Annotated in this window: 19 protein-coding genes; 15 read left to right on the forward strand and 4 right to left on the reverse strand. The window is 65.9% G+C overall.

The window, feature by feature from the left end:
• Positions 1-30 precede the first annotated feature (30 nt).
• From RIdsm_RS02770 to RIdsm_RS02795, 6 genes are all read left to right on the forward strand, one after another.
• The gene (locus RIdsm_RS02770; RefSeq protein ID WP_057820866.1) at positions 31-1,173 is read left to right on the forward strand and encodes an alpha-D-ribose 1-methylphosphonate 5-triphosphate diphosphatase; all 1,143 of its coding nucleotides are present in this window, start codon (positions 31-33) and stop codon (positions 1,171-1,173) included.
• Positions 1,174-1,241: 68 nt separating this feature from the next.
• Positions 1,242-1,937 carry a fumarylacetoacetate hydrolase family protein gene (locus RIdsm_RS02775; protein ID WP_057820868.1) on the forward strand — a complete coding sequence of 232 codons (696 nt, stop codon included), beginning with the start codon at positions 1,242-1,244 and terminating at the stop codon, positions 1,935-1,937.
• Between the two features lie 177 nt (positions 1,938-2,114).
• Positions 2,115-2,552: a pentapeptide repeat-containing protein gene (locus RIdsm_RS02780; protein ID WP_057820870.1), complete on the forward strand. Its 438-nt coding sequence runs from the start codon at positions 2,115-2,117 to the stop codon at positions 2,550-2,552.
• Between the two features lie 343 nt (positions 2,553-2,895).
• Positions 2,896-3,933 carry a TRAP transporter substrate-binding protein gene (locus RIdsm_RS02785; RefSeq protein ID WP_057820872.1) on the forward strand — a complete coding sequence of 346 codons (1,038 nt, stop codon included), beginning with the start codon at positions 2,896-2,898 and terminating at the stop codon, positions 3,931-3,933.
• Between the two features lie 63 nt (positions 3,934-3,996).
• Positions 3,997-4,581 carry a TRAP transporter small permease gene (locus RIdsm_RS02790; RefSeq protein WP_057820874.1) on the forward strand — a complete coding sequence of 195 codons (585 nt, stop codon included), beginning with the start codon at positions 3,997-3,999 and terminating at the stop codon, positions 4,579-4,581.
• A complete protein-coding gene (locus RIdsm_RS02795) occupies positions 4,578-6,083 on the forward strand; it encodes a TRAP transporter large permease (protein ID WP_057820876.1) in 1,506 nt (501 codons plus the stop codon). The genes RIdsm_RS02790 and RIdsm_RS02795 overlap by 4 nt, the downstream gene beginning before the upstream one ends.
• A gap of 218 nt (positions 6,084-6,301) precedes the next feature.
• Here RIdsm_RS02795 and RIdsm_RS02800 read toward each other — a convergent pair whose 3' ends face one another.
• The 3 genes from RIdsm_RS02800 to RIdsm_RS02810 are packed head-to-tail and all read right to left on the reverse strand — an operon-like array spanning position 6,302 to position 9,377.
• A complete protein-coding gene (locus tag RIdsm_RS02800; RefSeq protein ID WP_057820878.1) occupies positions 6,302-6,715 on the reverse strand; it encodes a PaaI family thioesterase in 414 nt (137 codons plus the stop codon).
• Complete coding sequence (locus RIdsm_RS02805) at positions 6,712-7,734, reverse strand: phosphotransferase family protein (RefSeq protein WP_057820880.1); 1,023 nt, start codon at positions 7,732-7,734, stop codon at positions 6,712-6,714. Before RIdsm_RS02805 ends, RIdsm_RS02800 begins: the two co-directional genes overlap by 4 nt.
• Positions 7,731-9,377, reverse strand: a complete 1,647-nt coding sequence (locus tag RIdsm_RS02810; protein WP_057820882.1) for a long-chain fatty acid--CoA ligase — start codon at positions 9,375-9,377, stop codon at positions 7,731-7,733. The genes RIdsm_RS02805 and RIdsm_RS02810 overlap by 4 nt, the downstream gene beginning before the upstream one ends.
• A gap of 143 nt (positions 9,378-9,520) precedes the next feature.
• Here RIdsm_RS02810 and rpe point away from each other — a divergent pair, with 143 nt between their 5' ends.
• Entirely contained in the window at positions 9,521-10,219 is a 699-nt protein-coding gene (gene rpe, locus RIdsm_RS02815) for a ribulose-phosphate 3-epimerase (RefSeq protein WP_057820884.1), read from the forward strand.
• A gap of 279 nt (positions 10,220-10,498) precedes the next feature.
• A complete protein-coding gene (locus tag RIdsm_RS02820; protein WP_057820886.1) occupies positions 10,499-11,782 on the forward strand; it encodes an acetylornithine deacetylase/succinyl-diaminopimelate desuccinylase family protein in 1,284 nt (427 codons plus the stop codon).
• A gap of 167 nt (positions 11,783-11,949) precedes the next feature.
• Here RIdsm_RS02820 and panC read toward each other — a convergent pair whose 3' ends face one another.
• Positions 11,950-12,795, reverse strand: a complete 846-nt coding sequence (gene panC, locus RIdsm_RS02825; protein WP_057820888.1) for a pantoate--beta-alanine ligase — start codon at positions 12,793-12,795, stop codon at positions 11,950-11,952.
• Between the two features lie 197 nt (positions 12,796-12,992).
• Here panC and RIdsm_RS02830 point away from each other — a divergent pair, with 197 nt between their 5' ends.
• The 7 genes from RIdsm_RS02830 to RIdsm_RS02860 are packed head-to-tail and all read left to right on the forward strand — an operon-like array spanning position 12,993 to position 20,000.
• Positions 12,993-14,432 carry an ABC transporter substrate-binding protein gene (locus RIdsm_RS02830; RefSeq protein WP_370276460.1) on the forward strand — a complete coding sequence of 480 codons (1,440 nt, stop codon included), beginning with the start codon at positions 12,993-12,995 and terminating at the stop codon, positions 14,430-14,432.
• A gap of 2 nt (positions 14,433-14,434) precedes the next feature.
• Entirely contained in the window at positions 14,435-14,665 is a 231-nt protein-coding gene (locus RIdsm_RS02835) for a hypothetical protein (RefSeq protein ID WP_057820891.1), read from the forward strand.
• On the forward strand, positions 14,665-15,612 hold the full coding sequence (locus tag RIdsm_RS02840) for an ABC transporter permease (RefSeq protein ID WP_057820894.1): 948 nt from the start codon (positions 14,665-14,667) through the stop codon (positions 15,610-15,612). The genes RIdsm_RS02835 and RIdsm_RS02840 overlap by 1 nt, the downstream gene beginning before the upstream one ends.
• Positions 15,609-16,424, forward strand: a complete 816-nt coding sequence (locus RIdsm_RS02845) for an ABC transporter permease (protein WP_057820895.1) — start codon at positions 15,609-15,611, stop codon at positions 16,422-16,424. The genes RIdsm_RS02840 and RIdsm_RS02845 overlap by 4 nt, the downstream gene beginning before the upstream one ends.
• Complete coding sequence (locus tag RIdsm_RS02850) at positions 16,421-17,995, forward strand: ABC transporter ATP-binding protein (protein ID WP_057820897.1); 1,575 nt, start codon at positions 16,421-16,423, stop codon at positions 17,993-17,995. Before RIdsm_RS02845 ends, RIdsm_RS02850 begins: the two co-directional genes overlap by 4 nt.
• Positions 17,996-18,051: 56 nt before the next feature.
• Positions 18,052-18,837 carry a hypothetical protein gene (locus RIdsm_RS02855; RefSeq protein ID WP_057820900.1) on the forward strand — a complete coding sequence of 262 codons (786 nt, stop codon included), beginning with the start codon at positions 18,052-18,054 and terminating at the stop codon, positions 18,835-18,837.
• Complete coding sequence (locus RIdsm_RS02860; protein ID WP_057820902.1) at positions 18,834-20,000, forward strand: winged helix-turn-helix domain-containing protein; 1,167 nt, start codon at positions 18,834-18,836, stop codon at positions 19,998-20,000. The genes RIdsm_RS02855 and RIdsm_RS02860 overlap by 4 nt, the downstream gene beginning before the upstream one ends.
• Positions 20,001-20,032 lie beyond the last annotated feature (32 nt).

Consider the following 20,032-nt stretch of genomic DNA (forward strand, 5'->3'; position numbering starts at 1 on the left):
CATCACCTGCCACCAGAAAGTATCTTTCACATGACACAGGAAACCGTTCTCGCCAATGCCACTCTGGTTCTGCCGGGGGAAACCGTGACCGGGGCGGTCCGGTTCCGGGGGGCGGAGATCTTGGATGTTTCGACCGGGCCGGGCGTGCCGGCGGGGGCCGTCGATTGCGGCGGCGACTACGTGGCGCCGGGGCTGGTGGAGCTGCATACGGATAACCTCGAGCGGCATATCCAGCCGCGGCCCTTCGTCGACTGGCCGCATAACGCCGCGATCCTGGCGCATGACGCGGAGCTGGCGGGGACGGGGATCACCACGGTGTTCGACGCGATGCGGGTGGGATCGATCCCGAAGGGAAAGGGGCGGTACCTGAAATACGCCCGGCAATTGGCGACGGAGCTGTGGGCGCTGCGGGCGGAGGATGCGCTGAAGATCAGCCATTTCCTGCACCTGCGGGCGGAGGTGTGCTCGCAGACGCTGGTCGAGGAGATGGAGGAGTTCGGCGAGGCGGACCGGGTCGGGCTGGTCAGCCTGATGGACCACACGCCGGGGCAAAGGCAGTTCCGCGACATCAGCAAGCTGGAAGATTACATGAAGGGCAAGCAGGGCCTGTCGGATGCCGAGTTCGCCGAGCACGTGGCGCAGCTGAAGGCGCTGCGGGATCAGCATGGCGATCACCACGAAGCCGAGGCGGTGAAGGCGGCCGAGCGCTACGGGGCCGTGCTGGCGAGCCATGACGACACCACGGCCGAGCAGGTGGCGGTGTCGCATGGCTATGGCATCCGGCTGGCGGAGTTCCCGACGACGCGGGAGGCGGCGCAGGCCTGTCACGAGAGCGGGATTGCCGTGATGATGGGGGCGCCGAACCTCATTCGCGGCGGCTCGCATTCCGGCAACGTGGCGGCGAAGGAGCTGGCCGAGGCGGGGCTGCTGGATATCCTGAGTTCGGATTACGTGCCGGCGGCATTGCTGATGGCGGCGGTGCAGCTGGGCGAGATGTGGGGCGACATGGCGCGCGGCATCGCGACGGTGACGCGGAACCCGGCACGGGCGGTGCATCTGGAGGACCGGGGCGAGATCGTTGCCGGGCGCCGGGCGGATGTGATCCGGTTTGCCCTGAGCGGCGGTGTGCCGGCGGTGCGCGCGGTGTGGTCGCGCGGGGAAAGGGTGGCCTGAGCCGGGCTTTGACTTCACCGGTGGGGGCGCTCATAAGGCGGGCGACCCCTTTGGAGGAGTAAAGCCCCATGCCTGCCGATTTCCTGTTCGATCCGCCGGACCAGCCCATCGTGCCCGTCGAGGGCGAGGCGCGGGTGTTTCCGGTCAGGCGCATCTTCTGCGTGGGGCGCAACTATGCCGCCCATGCCGCCGAGATGGGCAACGAGGTCGACCGCGAGGCGCCGTTCTATTTCACCAAGTCGGCGCAGGATATCTGCCTGTCGGGGGGCGAGATCGATTATCCGCCGGGGACGGCGGATTGCCATCACGAGATGGAGTTCGTCGTCGGGCTGGAGACGGGCGGTTTCGAGGTGCCGGCCGCGGAGGCGATGGGGCTGGTCTATGGCTATGCCTGCGGGATCGACCTGACCCGGCGGGATCTGCAGGGCGCGGCGAAGGAGAAGCGGCGGCCGTGGGACCTCGGCAAGGATTTCGAGAACGCGGCGATCATCGGGACGCTGACGCCGAAGGCGGAGTTCGGCGAGATCGGGACGCAGCGGATCATGCTGAAGAAGGATGGCGAGACGGTGCAGGATGCGACGCTGGCCGAGATGATCTGGTCGGTGCCCGAGATCATCGCGCACCTGTCGCGGTTCTACACGCTGGCGCCGGGCGACCTGATCTATACCGGCACGCCAGCGGGGGTTGGTCCGGTGCAGCCGGGGTCTGTGCTGGAAGGGGAGATCGAGGGGCTGTCGCCGCTCCGGATCGGGATTTCGGGGTAGGGTTGGGGATCTGATCCGAACCGGGCGTTTGAGGCTTTTGGTATAGAGGGTTGGAAAGCGGACTTTGCTGCCGTTCGAAACTTGGCATTAGTGGGGGCATCGCCAAAGTCTGGCCCAATTAAGCTACTATGGATCGCCGAGTGTTGTCGCGCTCAAGGAAGGCTTTACGCCGCAAACATGGAACAAGAAATTCTTATCATGGATGACTTCGGTGAAGTTCTAAAACGATACTTCATTCCTGAGGGAAAAAATCAGTTTGAAGGTGTTAGCTGGGAAGGCGTTGATCTCTTTGGTGCCCAATTGGGTGGAGCAAATTTTAATGATGCTATTCTTTACTGGGCAATACTTGCCTCGGCGCACTTGGATGGCGCAAATTTCAGTAATGCCAACCTGCAAGGTGCGAACTTGATAGACGCGTCTTGCATCGGAGCGAACTTCCGGGGAGCCAACTTGGGGCGTGACAATCTTGGCGGAAGCTCAAAGCTCCAAGGTGCTGATCTGACTGCGGCTATAATGGAGGGCGCGCACCTCGAAAGCGCGGAGTTTGACGAGCGTACGATTTTTCCCAAAGGCTTTGCGCCCTCGTCATATGGAATGATCGAACGAAAAGTATAGGCGATATTCATGTCCGTTTAGGGCTCAAACCAGTCCTTCGACGCGCGAGAGGTTAGAGCCCGGGATTCCGCGCTGGTGATGCCTTGCGGTCGTCATCATAGCCTGCGCCTCTGGGGGCTGAGTCGCCTTATGCGGGAGCCCTCTTGCCGACACGTTTCAAAATACATTGCAACACCACATTCCTGAAACATTTTCCCTGATGACAGTTGCAAAACGCATCAATTCAATGCCAACATCGGAGCGGCCTGAGACCCGGCGAACGGGCGGGGGAGGCTTCGGAAAGCGAAGGACGGCCCGCGCGGCAGACGCCGGGACCAGCGATCTCAAGGGAGGAGACCCGAGAATGACATTTATGACGACAGCCATGCGCGCCGCGCTGGCCACTGTCGTGGCGGCCGGTATCGGCACCGCGGCGATGGCGCAGGAAGTGACGCTGAAGATGCACCAGTTCCTGCCGCCGCAGGCGAACGTGCCCAAGCTGATCCTGCAGCCCTGGGCCGACCGGATCATGGAAGCCTCGGACGGGCGCATCAAGATCGATCATTACCCGGCGATGCAGCTTGGCGGCAAGCCGCCCGAGCTGGCCGGCCAGGTGACCGACGGCGTGGCCGACATCATCTGGACGGTGGCGGGCTATACCCCCGGCCGCTTCCCGCAGGCCGAGGTGTTCGAACTGCCGTTCATGATGACCAATGCCGAGGACACCTCGCGCGCGTTCTGGCAATATGCCGAAGCCAACATGATGGACAGCGATTTCAGCGACATCAAGGTGCTGGGCGTGTGGGTGCACGGGCCGGGCGTGATCCATTCCAGCACGCCGGTGAACGAGATCGCCGATCTCAACGGCCTGAAGGTGCGCGGCCCGACGCGGGTGATCACCGGCATGCTGACCGACCTGGGCGCCACCGCCGTGGGCCTGCCGGTGCCGGCCATTCCCGAGGCGCTGTCGAAGGGCGTGATCGATGCCTGCGTGATCCCGTGGGAGGTGACCGCCGCGCTGAAGGTGCCGGAGCTGGTGCAGAACCACACGGTGTTCGGGGGCGAGGCGCTTTACACCACCGCGTTCATCTTCGCGATGAACAAGGACAAGTACGAAAGCCTTCCGGACGACCTGAAGGCGATCATCGACGAGCACACGGGCGAGGATTTCTCGGCCATGGCCGGCAAGCTGCAGGCCGGGGCCGACGTGCCGTCGCGCCAGCTGGCCGAGGACATGGGCAACAACATCATCGACCTGTCGCCCGAACAGGTGGCCGAGTGGAAAGAGGCCGCCAGCGGGTCTGAAGCCAAGTGGATCGCCGAGATGGACGAGAAGGGCTTTGACGGGCAGGCGCTTGTCGACCAGGCGCGTGAGCTGATCGAGAAGAACACCGCCGACTGATGCTGACCAGGTGCGGCGCCGGGGCGACCCGGCGCCGGCCGTATTTCCGGGGCAGATTCTGTAATGCAACGACTGTTCATGGCTCTGGCCCGCATCATGGCCGTGCTCGGCGGGGTCGTCCTGACCCTCGTCATCTTCGTGACCTGTTTCTCGGTCGCGGGCCGGATGCTGAACGGGTTCCTGCATGGCAGCGTGGCGCAGGGGATGTTTCCCGAGCTCGCTGACCGGCTGATCGCCGCGGGCGTGGGCCCGCTGCTGGGGGATTTCGAGCTGGTCGAGGCGGGGGTGGCCTTTGCGATCTTCGCCTTCCTGCCGCTGTGCCAGATCACCGGGGGCCATGCGAGCGTGGATATCTTCACCTCGGCCCTGCCGCGCATGGCGAACCGGGTGATCCAGCTGATCGTGGACTGGGTGTTCGCCGTCGTGCTGATCGTGATCGCGTGGCAGCTGTACCAGGGGATGCTGGAGAAGGTGCGTTACAACGAGACCACCTTCATGCTTCAGTTCCCGGTCTGGTGGGCCTATGCCGCGAGCCTCGTGGCCGCGACGGTGGCGGCGCTGGTGGGGCTTTACGTGGCCTGCGCCCGGGTGGGCGAGCTGGCGACGGGCCGGGTGATTTTGCATGGCAATGAAGGGGCGGACGCGTGACCAGTCTCGAGATCGGCCTTCTGTCCTTCCCCGTTCTGATGGGGCTTATCTTCATGCGCGTGCCGATCGGGCTCGCGATGTTCACGGTGGCCGTGGGCGGGCTTTACTTCGTCACCGACGGCATGGGCGTGGCGCTGTCGCGGCTCAAGCACGAGACGTTCTCGACCTTTTCGAGCTATTCGCTGTCGATCGTGCCGATGTTCCTGCTGATGGGGCATTTCGCGACGCTGGGGGGCATGTCGACCGCGCTGTTCAAGGCGGCGGAGGCGTTCCTGGGCCACCGCAAGGGCGGGGTGGCGATGGCGTCGGTGGGAGCGTGCGCCGGGTTCGGGGCGATCTGCGGGTCGTCGCTGGCCACCGCCGCCACGATGAGCCAGGTCGCGCTGCCGGAGCTGAAGCGGTACGGGTATTCGGGCGGATTTTCCACGGCGACGCTGGCCGCGGGCGGCACGCTGGGCATTCTCATTCCGCCCTCGGTGATCCTGGTCATCTACGCGATCCTGACCGAGCAGAATATTGCGAAACTGTTTCTGTCGGCGTTCATTCCCGGCATCCTGGCCGCGATCGGCTACATGATCACCATCGCGATTTACGTAAGGGTTAACCCGTCGGCCGCAGGGCTGCGCGCGCCCATCCCGATGAGCGAGCGCTTCCGGGCGTTGCTGGACGTGTGGCCGGTGCTGCTGGTCTTCCTGCTGGTCGTGGGCGGCATCTATCTTGGCTGGTTCACGCCCACGGAGGGCGCGGCCGTGGGCGCCGCGGGCACCGGGCTGATCGCGCTTCTGAACCGGGGGCTGACGCGGAAGACGCTGGTTCAGAGCTTCTATGCCACGGCGCGGAACACGGCGATGATCTTCTTCATCGTGCTGGGGGCGGCGTTCTATAACGGGTTCCTGGCGCTGACGCAGGTGCCGCAGGAGTTGTCGCAATGGGTGGTGAACCAGGGGATGAGCCCCTGGGCGGTGCTGGCCTGTATCCTGTTGCTGTACCTGGTTTTCGGCTGCCTGATGGACAGCCTGTCGATGATCCTGCTGACCATTCCGATCTTCTTTCCGATCATTTCGGAGCTGGATTTCGGCTTTGTGCACCTGGCCACGATGCAGGCGGATGCGGCAAGGGAAGCGCTGGCCGCCGGGGTGCCGGAGGGTGTTGCGCCGGAGATGATCGAGAGTATCCGGACGGCGATTGCCGGGGGTGTCGAGCTGACGCGCGACCAGATGAAGGCGATCGGGATCAACGTGACGCCGATCATGGCCAACCGGATCGCGGCCGAAGAGGTGGCGATCTGGTTCGGGATCCTCGTTCTGATCGTGGTGGAGGTCGGGCTTATCACGCCGCCGGTTGGGATGAACCTGTTTGTTATCAACTCGATGGACCCCAAGACGCGCATGATCGACACCTACAAGGCGGTGATGCCCTTCGTGGCGTCGGACATCGTGCGGGTGGTGATCCTGGTGGCGTTTCCGGGGATCACGTTGTTCCTTTTGAGGGTGCTGCACTAGGGGCGTCCGGGTGGTGGGTTGGGACCCACCCTACGGGGTTTTGCGACGTCGGTATCACGTCGGTATGTTGTCGGTATTGCGTCGGTGTTCTTGTCGCGGGCGGTGTGGTGGGTTGGCACCCACCCTACGGCTGAACGTGTCCCACGCCCGGCGGATCGACGTAGGGTGGGTGCGAACCCACCATGAGCGAGATCCCGGCTCGGGGCCCGGGACGCGCGTTAGCCGGTCGAACGGTAGCGGAAGACGCCGGTGGCGGTGGCGAGCAGGTTGCCGAGATCGTCGTGGCAGCTGCCCTCGGCGAAGAAGGTCTTGTGGCCGCCGCCGGTCTTGCGGGCCTCGGCGATGAGGCGGGTGCCTTGTGCCTGGCCGACGAAATTTACCGTCATCGACAGGGTCAGTGCCAGCCGCATCTGGCCGGGGATGCCGGTGTAGCAGCCGGCATAGCCCATGGCGCTGTCGAGCAGCGTGGCGTGGATGCCGCCGTGGGGCAGGCCCTGGCGGTTGCCGATGAAGTCGCTGACGGGCAGTTCGACCTTCGAAAACCCCTCGCTCCAGGCGGTCATCTCCATGCCGAGATGGGCTTGCAGGGGGTAGGGGGCCTCGATGAGGTTGGGGTCGATCTCGTCTTTCATCGTTTCGCGGCCTCCAGCCCGGAGCGGGCGAATTCGGGGACGTATTCGCCCAGTTTCAGGCCCCGTTCCGGGTCGGAGGCGTTGCCGTCGAGGGCGCGTTTCTTCACGCCTTGCAGGATGGCTGCCATCCTGAAGAAGCAGAAAGCGAGATAGAAGTTGAAATCGCCGATGCCGGAGATGCCGCGGCGCTCGCAATAGGTGTCGATGAATTTCTGGTCGGACCAGAGGCCCAGTGCGGCGCGCTCGACCCCGCCGAGGCCGCGGCCCTCGGTGGTGGCGGGCATCGACCATTGCATGACGACGGCGGCGAGGTCGGCATAGGGGTGGCCGGTGGTCGACAGCTCCCAGTCGAGCACGGCGAGCACGTTGGCGCTGTCCGGGGCGTAGAGCAGGTTGTCGAGCCGGTAGTCGCCGTGGACCAGCGTGCGCTGGCCGTCGTCGTCGGGCATGTTGGCCTGAAGCCACTCGATCAGCGCCTCCATGTCGGGGAGGTCTTCGGTTTGCGTGGCGTGGTATTGCTTGGTCCAGCGGTCGGTCTGGCGCTGGCAGTAATGGCCGGGCGGGCCGTAATCGGCGAGGCCCACCGCGTCGAGATCGACCGAGTGGATGGCGGCGAGGACGCGGTTCATCTCGTCGATGATGGCGGCGCGCTCGTCGGGCGTCTGCTCGGGCAGGCGGGGCTGGTCGAAGGTGCGGCCGTGGACGAGGTCCATGATGTAGAAGGCCGAGCCGATCACGTCGTCGTCTTCGCAGAGGGCGTGCATCTTGGCGACGGGCACGTCGGTATCCTGAAGCGCGGATTGCACGCGGTACTCGCGGTCGACCGCGTGGGCGGATTTCAAGAGCACCCCCGGCGGCTTGCGGCGGAGCACGTAAGACCCGTTGGGCGTGTCGAGCCGGTAGGTGGGGTTCGACTGGCCGCCCGAGAACTTGGTGGCCGTGACGGGGCCGGTGAAGCCGGGGATATTGTCTTTCGCCCAGGCCTCGACCGCTTCGACGTCGAGGGCGAGACCGCTCATGCCTTCCCCTCGCGGAATTCGGGCAGGACGTAATCGGCAAATTTCTCGCGCAGGGTGAGCTTGGAGACCTTGCCGGTGGCCGTGAGCGGCAGGTCGTCGACGAAGACGATATCGTCGGGGAGCTGCCACTTGGCGAAATGCTCGGACATGAAGCTGTGCAGCTCGTCGAGGGCGATGCGTTTCTCGCCGGCGGGGACGACGACGAGCACGGGGCGCTCATCCCATTTCGGGTGGGGTACCGCGATGACCGCGCAGGAGGCGATGTCGGGATGGGCGGTGGCGTGGTTCTCGAGGTCGATGGAGCTGATCCACTCGCCGCCGGATTTGACGAGATCCTTGGAGCGGTCGCGGATGACGAGGCGGCCATCTTCGCCCACGGTCGAGACGTCGCCGGTGCCGAACCAGCCCTCGGCGTCAAAGGAGGACCTGGTGGCCTCCTCGTTCTCGTAATAGGCGCGGATGACGGAGTTGCCGCGGACATAGAGCTCGCCCGTGGTTTCGCCGTCATGGGGCATGCGGTTGCCCTCGTCGTCGACGATCTTGAAGTCGACCCCGAAGAGGCGGCGGCCGGCGCCGGACTTGGCGTCGATCTGTTCGTCCTTCGGGGCGTTCTCGAGCCAGGCGGGCATGATGCCGCGGGTGCCGATCGGGCTCATCTCGGTCATGCCCCAGGCCTGGTTCACGTTGACGCCCATCTCCTCGAAGGCGACGATCATGGCGCGGGGGGCGGCCGAGCCGCCGACGACCAGGTCGTCGAACCCCTTGGGGGGGTTGTTGCCGCGTTTCTCGATCTCGGCCTGGAGCCCCGCCCAGACGGTGGGCACGCCCCAGGCGGTGTAGACCTCCTCGGCATCCATCAGGTCATAGAGGCTGGCGCCGTCGAGGAAGCGGCCGGGCATGACCATGGTCATGCCGGCGAGCGGGGCGGTGAAGGGCATGCTCCAGGCGTTGACGTGGAAGAGGGGCACGACGGGGAGCGCGCGGCGCCCGGCCTTGAGGCTGCGGGGGTGGCCGGTGATGACGAAGAGCGCGTGCAGCACGGTCGAGCGGTGCGAATAGAGCGCGCCCTTGGGGTTGCCGGTGGTGCCGGAGGTATAGCAGAGGCCGGAGGCGGTGTTTTCGGGGAATTCGGGCCAGTCGATTTCGGTGGGCTGGTCGGCGAGCAGGTCTTCGTAGCAGAGCACGTCGAGCGAGGTGTCGGGCATGTGGGCGCGGTCGGTCATGACCACGATTTTCATGCCGTCGGGGACGTCGCCCTTGAGCGCCTCGACGAGGCCGATGAGGCTGATATCGACGAAGAGCACGCGATCCTGCGCGTGGTTGAGGATATAGCTCATCTGTTCGGCCGGCAGGCGCGGGTTGATGGTGTGGCAGACGCCGCCGATGCCGGAGATGCCGTAGTAGAGCTCGAAATGGCGGTGGCCGTTCCAGGCCAGCGTGGCGACGCGGTCGCCTTCCTCGATGCCGAGGCCCTTGAGGGCATGGGCCAGCTGTGACACGCGGCCGAGGATTTCGGGGTAGGAGAGGCGGTTGACGTCGCCCTCGTCGCGGGCGGAGATGACGCCTTGATCGGGGAAAGCCTCGGCGGCGTAGGTGAGGATGTCGATGATCCTCAGGTCACGGTGCATCATCATGCCTTGCATGGGGCGGCGCCTTTCGCAGTCTTGTTCCTGTTCCGGCAGACGGTGGCACAAAGCCCCGGGGGGTTCAATCCGGTGCCGTCGGCCTTGACCGCGGGGCGCGGCGGGCCTAACCGGGGCCTGAGCCTTCCCAGCAGGAGACCCCCATGTCGTTCGATCGTTCCATCAAGATTGCCCCGTCCATCCTTTCCGCCGATTTCGCCAATTTCGGCGCCGAGATCCGGGCGATCGAGGACCAGGGGGCCGACTGGGTGCATATCGACGTGATGGACAACCATTTCGTGCCGAACCTGACCTTCGGGCCGCAGGCGGTGAAGGCGTTCCGGCCGCATGTGAAGACTTTCATGGACGTGCACCTGATGATCTCGCCGGTGGATGCGTCGATCGAGGCCTATGTGGATGCCGGGGCCGACATGATCACCGCGCATGTGGAGGCGGAGTGGCATATTCACCGGACGATGCAGGCGATCAAGGCGACCGGGAAGATGGCGGGCGTGTCGCTGAACCCGGCGACGCCGCTGGAGAGCGTGGAGTACCTGCTGGATGACGTGGACATGGTGCTGCTGATGACGGTGAACCCGGGATATGGCGGGCAGAAGTTCATTCAGAGCGGGGTGGAGAAGACGCGGCGGTTGCGCGAGATGATCGGCGACCGGCCGGTGCATATCCAGGTGGATGGCGGCGTGACGCCCGAGACGGCGCCGGCGGTGGTCGAGGCCGGGGCGGATGTGCTGGTGGCCGGGTCGGCGGTGTTCAAGGGCGGGTCTGTCGAGGCGCCGGAGGTTTATGGCGCGAACATGAAGGCGCTGCGCGAGGCGGCGGAGAGGGCGCAAAAGGCGGGGTGACGACTGGCACGCTTGCGCGGAATCAAGGGCGAAGCCCGCCGCGCATCGACGGGCCGTCCCGACGGCACGGCGATTTGGTGAGGGCAGCGCGACGTTCTTAGGGCGGAAGGCCTTGGCAGGCATAAAGTGGCATCCACAAGCGTTGGATCGCCGTACCACGGCCCGTCGATGCACGGCTTCTCAGCCGATGGATCTATCGATGGCGTCATCAGGTATGGCTGACCTTCCGTTGCTGGCCAAACCGGTGCTACGCTTCGCCTCAAAGGCAGGGAGCATCGCATGGGTATCGCAGACAGGCTGAAGGCGGAGATCGCGGCGCGGGAGGATGATCTGGTCGCGCTGACCCAGGACCTGATCCGCATTCCCACGCTCAACCCGCCGGGGCGGGAGTATCGGACGATCTGCGACTATCTCGACCGGCGGCTGTTGCGGTCCGGCTTTCATACGGAGCTCATCCGGGCCAAGGGGGCGCTGGGGGACAGCGACAAGTACCCGCGCTGGAACATCGTGGCGCGGCGCGAGGGGAAGGCGTCGGGGCAATGCGTGCATTTCAACTCTCACATCGACGTGGTCGAGACCGGCCATGGCTGGACGGTCGACCCGTTCGGCGGCGAGGTGAAGGACGGGAAGGTCTATGGCCGGGGTGCCTGTGACATGAAGGGGGGCCTCGCGGCGAGCATCATCGCGGCGGAGGTGTTCATCGAGCTTTGCCCCGACTATGCCGGCGCCATCGAGATATCCGGCACGGCGGACGAGGAATCGGGCGGGTTCGGCGGTGTCGCCTACCTGGCCGAGAAGGGGTATTTCAGCCCCGAGCGGGTGCAGCACGTGATTATCCCCGAGCCGCTGAACAAGGACCGGATCTGCCTCGGCCATCGCGGCGTCTGGTGGGCGGAGGTGGAGACCAAGGGCGAGATTGCCCATGGCTCGATGCCGTTCCTGGGCGATTGCGCGGTGCGGCATATGGGGGCGGTGTTGCAGGAGATGGAGACGAGCCTCTTCCCCGCGCTGGCCGAGAAGCGGACGGAGATGCCCGTGGTGCCCGAGGGGGCGCGGCAGTCGACGCTGAACATCAACTCGATCCATGGCGGCGAGCCGGAGCAGGAGGAGGATTATTCCGGCATGCCGAGCCCCTGCGTGCCCGACCGCTGCCGCATGGTGATCGACCGGCGCTTCCTGATCGAGGAGGATATCGAGGAGGTGCAGGCCGAGATCCGCGCCGTGCTGGAACGGGTGCGCGACGGGCGGCCGGGGTTCGATTACGAGATCACCGAGCTGTTCCGGGTGCTGCCGACGATGACCGAACGCGAGGCGCCGGTGGTGACGTCTGTTGCCGGCGCGGTGAGCGAGGTGTTCGGGCGGGAGGCCACCTATGTGGTCAGCCCCGGCACCTATGACCAGAAGCATATCGACCGGATCGGGCGGCTGAAGAACTGTATCGCGTATGGGCCGGGCATCCTCGACCTGGCGCACAAGCCGGACGAATATGTGGGGATCGAGGACATGGTGCAGTCGGCGCAGGTGATGGCGCTGGCGCTCAATGACCTGCTGGGTGGGGCCTGAGGGTCATCTTTCCAAAAATACTCAAATGACGGCGCCAGCGGTAAGCGCAGGATTTGAGTATTTGGAGCAAGATGAAAGTCCGGGGGTGCGCCCGGCTTTCATTGTTCCGGAAATACTCACTGCGCCGCATCTGAGTATTTGAAGAACAGTGAAGGGGCGGGACGCGTTTACACCGCGATGTTGTCGATGAGGCGCACGCCGGCGAGCCAGGCGGCGGCGAAGAGGCGGGCCGGGCGCGTGGGGGCGTCGAGGAGGTGGAGGTCGTCGGCGGCGCGGAGGTCGAGATATTCGACCTTGGTGAAGCCGGTTTTTTCCAGCCGGTCGATGGCGGCGCGCTGAAGCTCGCCGAAAGGTTGGCCGGCGTTGAGGCCGGAGGCGACGGTTTCCATTTCCTCGAAGAGGCGCGGGGCGAGGGTGCGGGCGCGGTCGGAGAGGAGCAGGTTGCGGGAGGACAGAGCCAGCCCGTCGATATCGCGGATGGTGGGACAGCCGTGGATGGTGATCTGCAAATCGAGGTCGCGGGCGAGGCGGGTGACGACCTGCAATTGCTGGAAGTCCTTTTCGCCGAAGAAGGCGTCGGTGGCCGTGGTCTGGGTGAAGAGCTTGGTGCAGACCGTGGCGACGCCGTCGAAATGGCCGGGGCGGTGGATGCCGTCCATCACGTCGGTCAGCCCCGCGACCGAGACGGTGGTGGCGAAGCCCGAGGGGTAGACCTGGTCGGGGTCGGGGACGTAGAGCGCGTCGACGCCGAAGCGGGCGAGCTTACGGGCGTCGTCCTGTTCGGTGCGGGGGTAGTTGGCGAGATCCTGCGCGTTGTTGAACTGCTTGGGGTTCACGAAGATCGTGACGATGACCCGGTCGCACCGGTCTTTCGCCGCCTGCACCAGCGAGAGGTGTCCGTCATGCAGCGCGCCCATGGTGGGCACGACGCCGATGGTTTCATGCGCGTCGTGCCAGCTGCGGGTCTTGCCGCGCAGGTCGGCGAGCGTGCGGAGGATGGGCGGCGGGGTCATCGGCGGGGCCTTCGTGCTGCGCGTGTCGCGCCGGGTTCTAGCCTGTGTCGCGCGGGGAATCCACCGCCTCGCGCGCGTCTTGTGGTTGATCGCGGGCCGGTTTCCGGTGAGACTTCCGGGACAGGGTGGGGAATCCACTGGGGTAAAGGAGACCTGGAAGGATGAAGACGTTCCGTATGGCCGCGCTGGCGGGCGCGATGACGATGGTGGCGGTGGCCGCGCAGGCGAAGAGCGACATCGTGGTCGGGCTGAACCTGGAGCCGCCGCATCTCGACCCCACCAGCGCCGCGGCCGGGGCCATCGACCAGGTGCTTTATGCCAATGTTTTCGAAGGCTTGACCCGGTTCGGGCCGGATGGCTCGGTGAACCCGGGGCTGGCCGAAAGCTGGGAGATTTCCGAGGACGGGCTGACCTATACGTTCCACCTGCACGAGGGGGTGACGTTTCATGACGGCTCGGCGCTCGATGCCGGGGATGTGAAGTTCAGCCTCGACCGGGCCCATGACGAGGACAGCCAGAACGCGCAGAAGGCGCTGTTCGAGGGGATCGAGAGCGTCGAGGTCGTGGACGAGCTGACGGTGAAGGTGACGCTCAAGGCGCCGGACGGGAGCTTCCTGTTCAACATGGCCTGGGGCGACGCGGTGATCGTGGCGCCGGAGAGCATCACCGAGATCAAGCAGGAGCCGGTGGGCACCGGCGCCTTCGTGTTCGACGACTGGGTGCAGGGCGACCGGATCACGCTGGTGAAGAACCCCGATTACTGGGGGGAGCCGGCGAAGCTGGACCGGGTGACGTTCAAGTTCATTTCCGACCCGACGGCGGCCTTCGCGGCCGTGATGGCCGAGGATGTGCATGCGTTTCCGGGCTTCCCGGCGCCCGAGAACCTGCCGCAGTTCGAGGCGGATGCGCGGTTCCAGGTGCTGGTGGGCTCGACCGAGGGCGAGACGATCCTGGCGACCAACAACAAGATGAAGCCCTTCGACGACGTGAAGGTGCGCGAGGCGCTGGCCCATGCGATCGACCGGCAGGCGATCATCGACGGGGCGATGTTTGGTTTGGGCACGCCGATCGGCACGCATTTCGCGCCGCATAACCCGGATTACGTGGATCTGACGGGCCTGTCGGAGTATGACCCGGAGAAGGCCAAGGCACTTCTGGCCGAGGCGGGCTATGCGGACGGGTTCGAGACCACGCTGAAGCTGCCGCCGCCGTCTTATGCGCGGCGCGGGGGCGAGATCATCGCGGCGCAGTTGAGGGCCGTGGGGATCGAGGCGGAGATTTCCAACCTCGAATGGGCGCAGTGGCTGGAGCAGGTGTTCAAGGGCAAGGATTTCGGGCTGACCATCGTGAGCCATACCGAGCCCTTCGATATCGGGATCTATGCGCGGCCGGATTACTATTTCCAGTATGACGATGCCGGGTTCCAGGAGATGAACACGGAGCTTGGCGGCGAGGCCGATCCGGCGAAGCGGTCGGACCTGCTGGAGCGGATGCAGCGCAAGATCGCGGAGGATTACGTGAACGGGTATCTCTTCCAGCTGGCGACGCCGACGGTGGCCAATGCCAAGATCCGCGGGCTGTGGAAGGACGCGCCGACGCAGGCCACCGACCTGACGGGGGTGTATTGGGAAGACTGACCGTGGCGGCGCCGTTTTCCGCGCGGAAAACGGGGAAGAAAACGGGGGTTTTCTTGCCCGGAATTTTTGAAAATTCCGGGGCGCGGGCGGTGGCGGTGTGCCGCCGCCGCAACCGGGTTGCGGGACGGTGCGGGGGGCGGCGGAAAATTGGAATTTTCCGGGTCGGAATTTTGGAAAATTCCGATGCCTTCGGCGAGAGTATTTTTGGCAAGATGAAGCCGGGGGTGGCGTGATGCTGCGCTATGTGGGGCGGCGGGTGGTGTCGCTTGCGGTCTCGCTTCTGGTGGCGTCGGTGGTGATCTTCCTGGCGCTCGAGGTCGTGCCGGGGGATCCGGCGGCCTACATGCTGGGGATCAATGCGCAGGAGGATACGCTGGCGGCCTTGCGGGCCGAGCTGGGGCTCGATCAGTCGCGGGTGGAAAGATATCTGAGCTGGGTGGGTGGCATGGTGCAGGGGGATTTCGGGACCTCCTACACCTATCGCACGCCGGTGGCGGAGATGATCGGGGACCGGTTGTGGGTGAGCCTGCCGCTGGCGGTCTATGCGCTGGTGCTGAGCACGCTGATTGCCTTTCCGGCGGGGATCTGGGCTGCGTCGCAGCGGGGCTCGGTCGTGGACTGGGGGGTGATGGGGGTGACGCAGCTTGGCGTGGCGATCCCGAATTTCTGGTTCGCGATGCTGATGGTGCTCGTCTTTGCGATCAACCTGCAATGGTTCAGTGCCGGCGGGTTTGCCGGGTGGGAGAACGGGCTGTTGGCCGGGCTGAAGAGCCTGACATTGCCGGCTGTGGCGCTGGCGCTGCCGCAGGCGAGTATCCTGGCGCGGGTGATGCGCTCGGCGCTCCTGGATACGCTGGGGGAGGATTTCATTCGCACGGCAAGGGCGAAGGGGCTGACGCGCGGGCAGGCGCTGCGGCGGCATGCGGTCAGGAACGCGATGATCCCGGTGCTGACGATCATCGGGCTGCAGTTTTCCTTCCTGCTGGCGGGCGTCATCATCATCGAGAACGTGTTCTTCCTGCCCGGGCTGGGGCGGCTGGTGTTCCAGGCGATTTCGGCTCGGGATTTGATCGTGGTGGAATCGGTGGTGATGTTCCTGGTCTTCGCCGTGGTGATGGTGAATTTCGTGGTGGACCTGACCTATGCCTGGGTCGATCCGCGGCTCAGGGGGCGGCGGTGAGGGGGGCGCTCATCTTCGGGGCCTGCCTGTCGGCGGTGTTTGCCGGGGCGGCGGTGCTGTCCTTCCTGTGGGTGCCCTACGACATCGAGGCACTGGATATTGCCAACAAGATACAGGCGCCGTCGGGGGCGCACCCGCTGGGGACGGATCATTTCGGGCGGGATATCCTGTCGATGATCATGGTGGGCGCGCGGACCTCGATTGCCGTGGCGCTGGTGGCCGTGGGGATCGGCATGGGGCTGGGCGTGCCGCTGGGACTGGCGGCGGCGGCGCGGCGGGGGTCGTGGCTCGACGAGGTGATCAGCCGGGGGAATGACCTGATCTTCGCGTTTCCGAGCCTGCTGATCGCGATCATGATCACCGCCGTTTTCGGGCCGAGCGCGGTGAACGCGATCATCGCCATCGGGATCTTCAACATTCCCGTCTTCGCGCGGCTGGTGCGGGGGGCGGCGATGAGCCTGTGGACTCGCGAGTATGTGCTGGCGGCACGGGTTGCGGGGAAGGGGGCGGTCAGGATTTCGTGGGAGCATATCCTGCCCAACGTGACGAACCTGCTGATCGTGCAGGGGACGATCCAGTTCAGCTTGGGGATATTGGCGGAGGCGGGTCTGTCTTACGTGGGCCTTGGCGCGCAGCCGCCGGTGCCGAGCTGGGGCCGGATGCTGGCGGATAGCCAGACGATGATATCCTTTGCGCCGCACATGGCGCTGTTTCCCGGCCTCGCGATCCTGCTGACGGTGCTGGGGCTGAACCTGATGGGGGACGGGTTGCGTGATCTGCTTGACCCGCGGCTTCGGAGGTTGCGGCAGTGAGCTTGCTGGAGATCGACGGGCTGGGGCTGACGATCGGCAACGTGACGGTGCTGGAGGACGTGTCCTTCGCCGTCGGCAAGGGCGAGATCGTGGGGGTGATCGGCGAGTCGGGGAGCGGCAAGTCGATGACCGCGCTGAGCGTGATGCAGTTGTTGCCGAAGGGGGCGCGGTGTTCGGGCCGCGTGACGCTGGCGGGGCAGGATGTGCTGGCGATGCGGGAGCGGGACTTGTGCCGGTTGCGGGGGAAAGAGGTCGGCATGGTGTTCCAGGAGCCGATGACGGCGCTGAACCCGTTGCAGACCATCGGCGACCAGGTGGCGGAGACGGTTCTGATCCACGAGGGCGTGGGCCGGGCCGAGGCGATGGCCCGGGCGGCCGAGGCGCTGGCGCGGGTGGAGCTGCCGCAGGACAGGTTTCCGCTGGGGCGGTATCCGCATGAGTTGTCGGGCGGGCAGCGGCAAAGGGTGGGGATCGCCATGGCGATTGCGCTGCGCCCGAGCCTGCTGATTGCCGACGAGCCGACGACGGCGTTGGACGTGACGACGCAGGCGGAGGTTCTGCGGCTGCTGAAGCGGCTGGTGCAGGAGGACGGGATGGGGCTGATGCTGATCTCGCATGACCTTGGTGTCGTGGCGGGGATGGCGGACCGGATCGTCATCATGCGGCATGGCAAGGTGATGGAGGAGGGCCGGTTCGGGGCGTTGGGCCATCCCTATTCGCTGAAGCTGCTGGAGGCGTCGGACCATGTGCCGGAACGTGAGGGGCAAGGGGGCGACGTGCCTCTGCTGGAAGTGCGGGACGTGGTCAGGGAATATGCGACGCGGCGGCAGGGATGGCTGGGCAAGCCGGGGGTGTTCCGGGCCGTGGACGGGGTGAGTTTCGAGGTGAAGCGGGGCGAGAACATTGGGTTGGTGGGCGAATCGGGCTGCGGGAAGTCGACGCTGACGCGGGCCATCCTGGGGCTGGAAGAGGTGCAGGGGGGCGAGATACGGCTGGATGGGCAGCCGGTGTTTGTCGGGCATAAGCCCAACCGGGATGTCCGGCGGCGGATGCAGGTGGTGTTCCAGGACCCCTATGGCAGCTTCAACCCGCGTCACAAGGTGGGGCGGCTGGTGGCGGAGCCGTTTCACCTGCTGGACGATGCGCCGAAGGGGGCGGAGTTGGAGGCCGCGATTGCGGAGGCGCTGGAGAGCGTGGGGCTGCAAGCGGGCGACCGGGACAAATATATTCACGAGTTCAGCGGCGGGCAGCGGCAGCGGATCGCCATTGCCCGGGCGCTGATCATCCGGCCGGAGCTGATCATCCTCGACGAGGCGGTGAGCGCGCTCGACGTGCAGGTCAGGGCACGGATACTTGATTTGCTGGCGGGGTTGTCGGACCGGCTTGGCCTGACCTATCTTTTCATCAGCCATGACCTTTCGGTCGTGCGGAACGTGACCGACCGGGTGCTGGTGATGCAGGCGGGACGGATCGTGGAGCAGGGCGAGACGGAAGAGGTGGTCGCCCGCCCGCAACATGACTACACCAAGCAGCTTATCGCGGCGGTGCCGCGGCTGCCGAGGTCGGCATAGCCATTCGTGCCTGCCTCGCCTACAACGGACCCTGAGACCCGACCCGGGAGACCATCTTGCGCCTGATCCTTGCCCTTTTCCTGAGCCTTGCGCTCTGGCCCGCCGCCACGCCCGCCGCACCGCAGGGGGGCGATATCGTGGTGACCAAGCAGGATATCATGCGGCTTCTGGCGCAGATCCCCGAGATCGCGCCGGTGCGCGAGGATATGCGCAGGCTGGGCTTTCGGGGCGAGAACCTCGAGCTGGCGGTGGCGCAGAACCGGGCGTTCTATACGGACCCGGTGATTGCGGGGTTCATCGCCGAGCAGGTGATGATGGCCTATGCCAGCCCCGGCCAGCCGGGGCAGGCGCAGGGGCTGATCTGGCCGCTGATCGACCGGGGGCTGGGGCATCTGCCGATGCGGAAGCTGAAGTATTACTACGAGGTCGAGGAGACGATGATCGACGCGTTGCCGGTGGCGCAATGCGGGCGGATCATTCGCAACGACCTGTCGGCCGAGGCGCATTCGGACACGATGAGCCGGATGGCGGCGCGGCTGAATCCGCCAGCGCTGAAGGAATATTACGAGATCCAGCTGACCGCCGCCCGGCTGGGCGCGCAGCGGGGGCCGGTGCGGCTGTCGCGGTCGCAGTTCGACCGGGTGCGCGCCGGGCTCGACCGGGAGATGGACGTGCTGGTGGCCGGCACGCCCCGGCCGGCCGAGATCATCGACGCGATGCGCGACCTGCGGCATGCCGACAACCGGCGGGCCTGTGTCATCGGGCGGCTGATGTATGACGCGGTGATGCGGCTGGAGGGGCAGACGCTGCGCGATGCGCTGATCTTCATGAGTTCCCCGTGACAGCGCCGCTTCGGATCGGCAACCGCGAGGCGCGGCGGCTGTGGCTGTGGACGAACGGCCTGTCGGGCACGCCGGTGGGGCCGGTCGACGTGATGGGGATGATCCGGGCGTTGGGCTTCGTGCAGATCGACACGATCCGGAACGTGACGCGGGCGCATCATCACATCCTGTGGAGCCGGAACCAGAATTACCGGGAAAAGATGCTGTGGCCGCTGCTCAGGCAACGGGAGATCTTCGAGCATTTCACCCATGACGCTTCGCTTATCCCGATGGACGTGCTGCCGATGTGGCAGCGCCAGTTCCGGCGGCTGGGCGAGAAGGCCGCGCGGCATGACTGGTACCAGTCGGGGCTGGGGCAGGAGCAGATTGCGAGCATAAGGGAGCGGATCGCGGCGGAAGGGGCGCTGTCGACCCATGCGTTCGAGACCAAGGCGGAGAGCCGCGAGATGTGGGCTCGCCCGCCGCACAAGAAGGCGCTGGACCAGATGTGGTATTCCGGCGAGCTGGCGACCTGTCACCGCGAGAATTTCGTGAAATTCTATGACCTTGGGGAACGGGTGTTCCCGGCGCAGCTGCGCGAGGGGCCGGGGGAGGCGGAGAGCGCGCTGTGGCTGTGCGATGCCGCTTTGGACCGGCTGAGCGTCGGGACGACGGGCGAGGTGCAGCGCTTCTGGGAGGCGATGGACGCGGGCGAGGCGAAGAGCTGGGCCGAGGCCAGGCAGCCGGTGCCGGTGGAGGTGCAGGGGGCTGACGGGTCATGGCGGGCGGCCTGGGGCGCGCCGGATATCGAAGAGCGGCTCGCGCGGGCGCCGGGGGCGACGAGCCGCTTGAGGATATTGAACCCGTTCGACCCGGCGATCCGGGATCGGGTGCGGCTGGAGCGGCTGTTCGGGTTTGCCTATCGCAACGAGATGTTCGTGCCGAAGGACAAGCGGCTCTGGGGGTATTACGTCTATCCGCTGCTCGAGGGCGACCGGTTCGTGGGGCGCTGCGAGCTGAAGGCGGACCGGGCGGCGGGGTGGCTGCGGGTGACCGGGTTCTGGCCGGAGCGGGGCGTGAAATGGGGGCCGGCACGGGTGGAGAAGCTTGAGGCGGAGCTGGCCAGGTTCGCGCGGCTGGCCGGGATCCGGGAGATTCACTGGGACGTGGCGCGGCCGGGGTAGTGGGATGGTCGCGCCCCGGCCTTGAGCCGGAG

The organism is Roseovarius indicus (assembly GCF_008728195.1).
GTDB lineage: Bacteria > Pseudomonadota > Alphaproteobacteria > Rhodobacterales > Rhodobacteraceae > Roseovarius > Roseovarius indicus.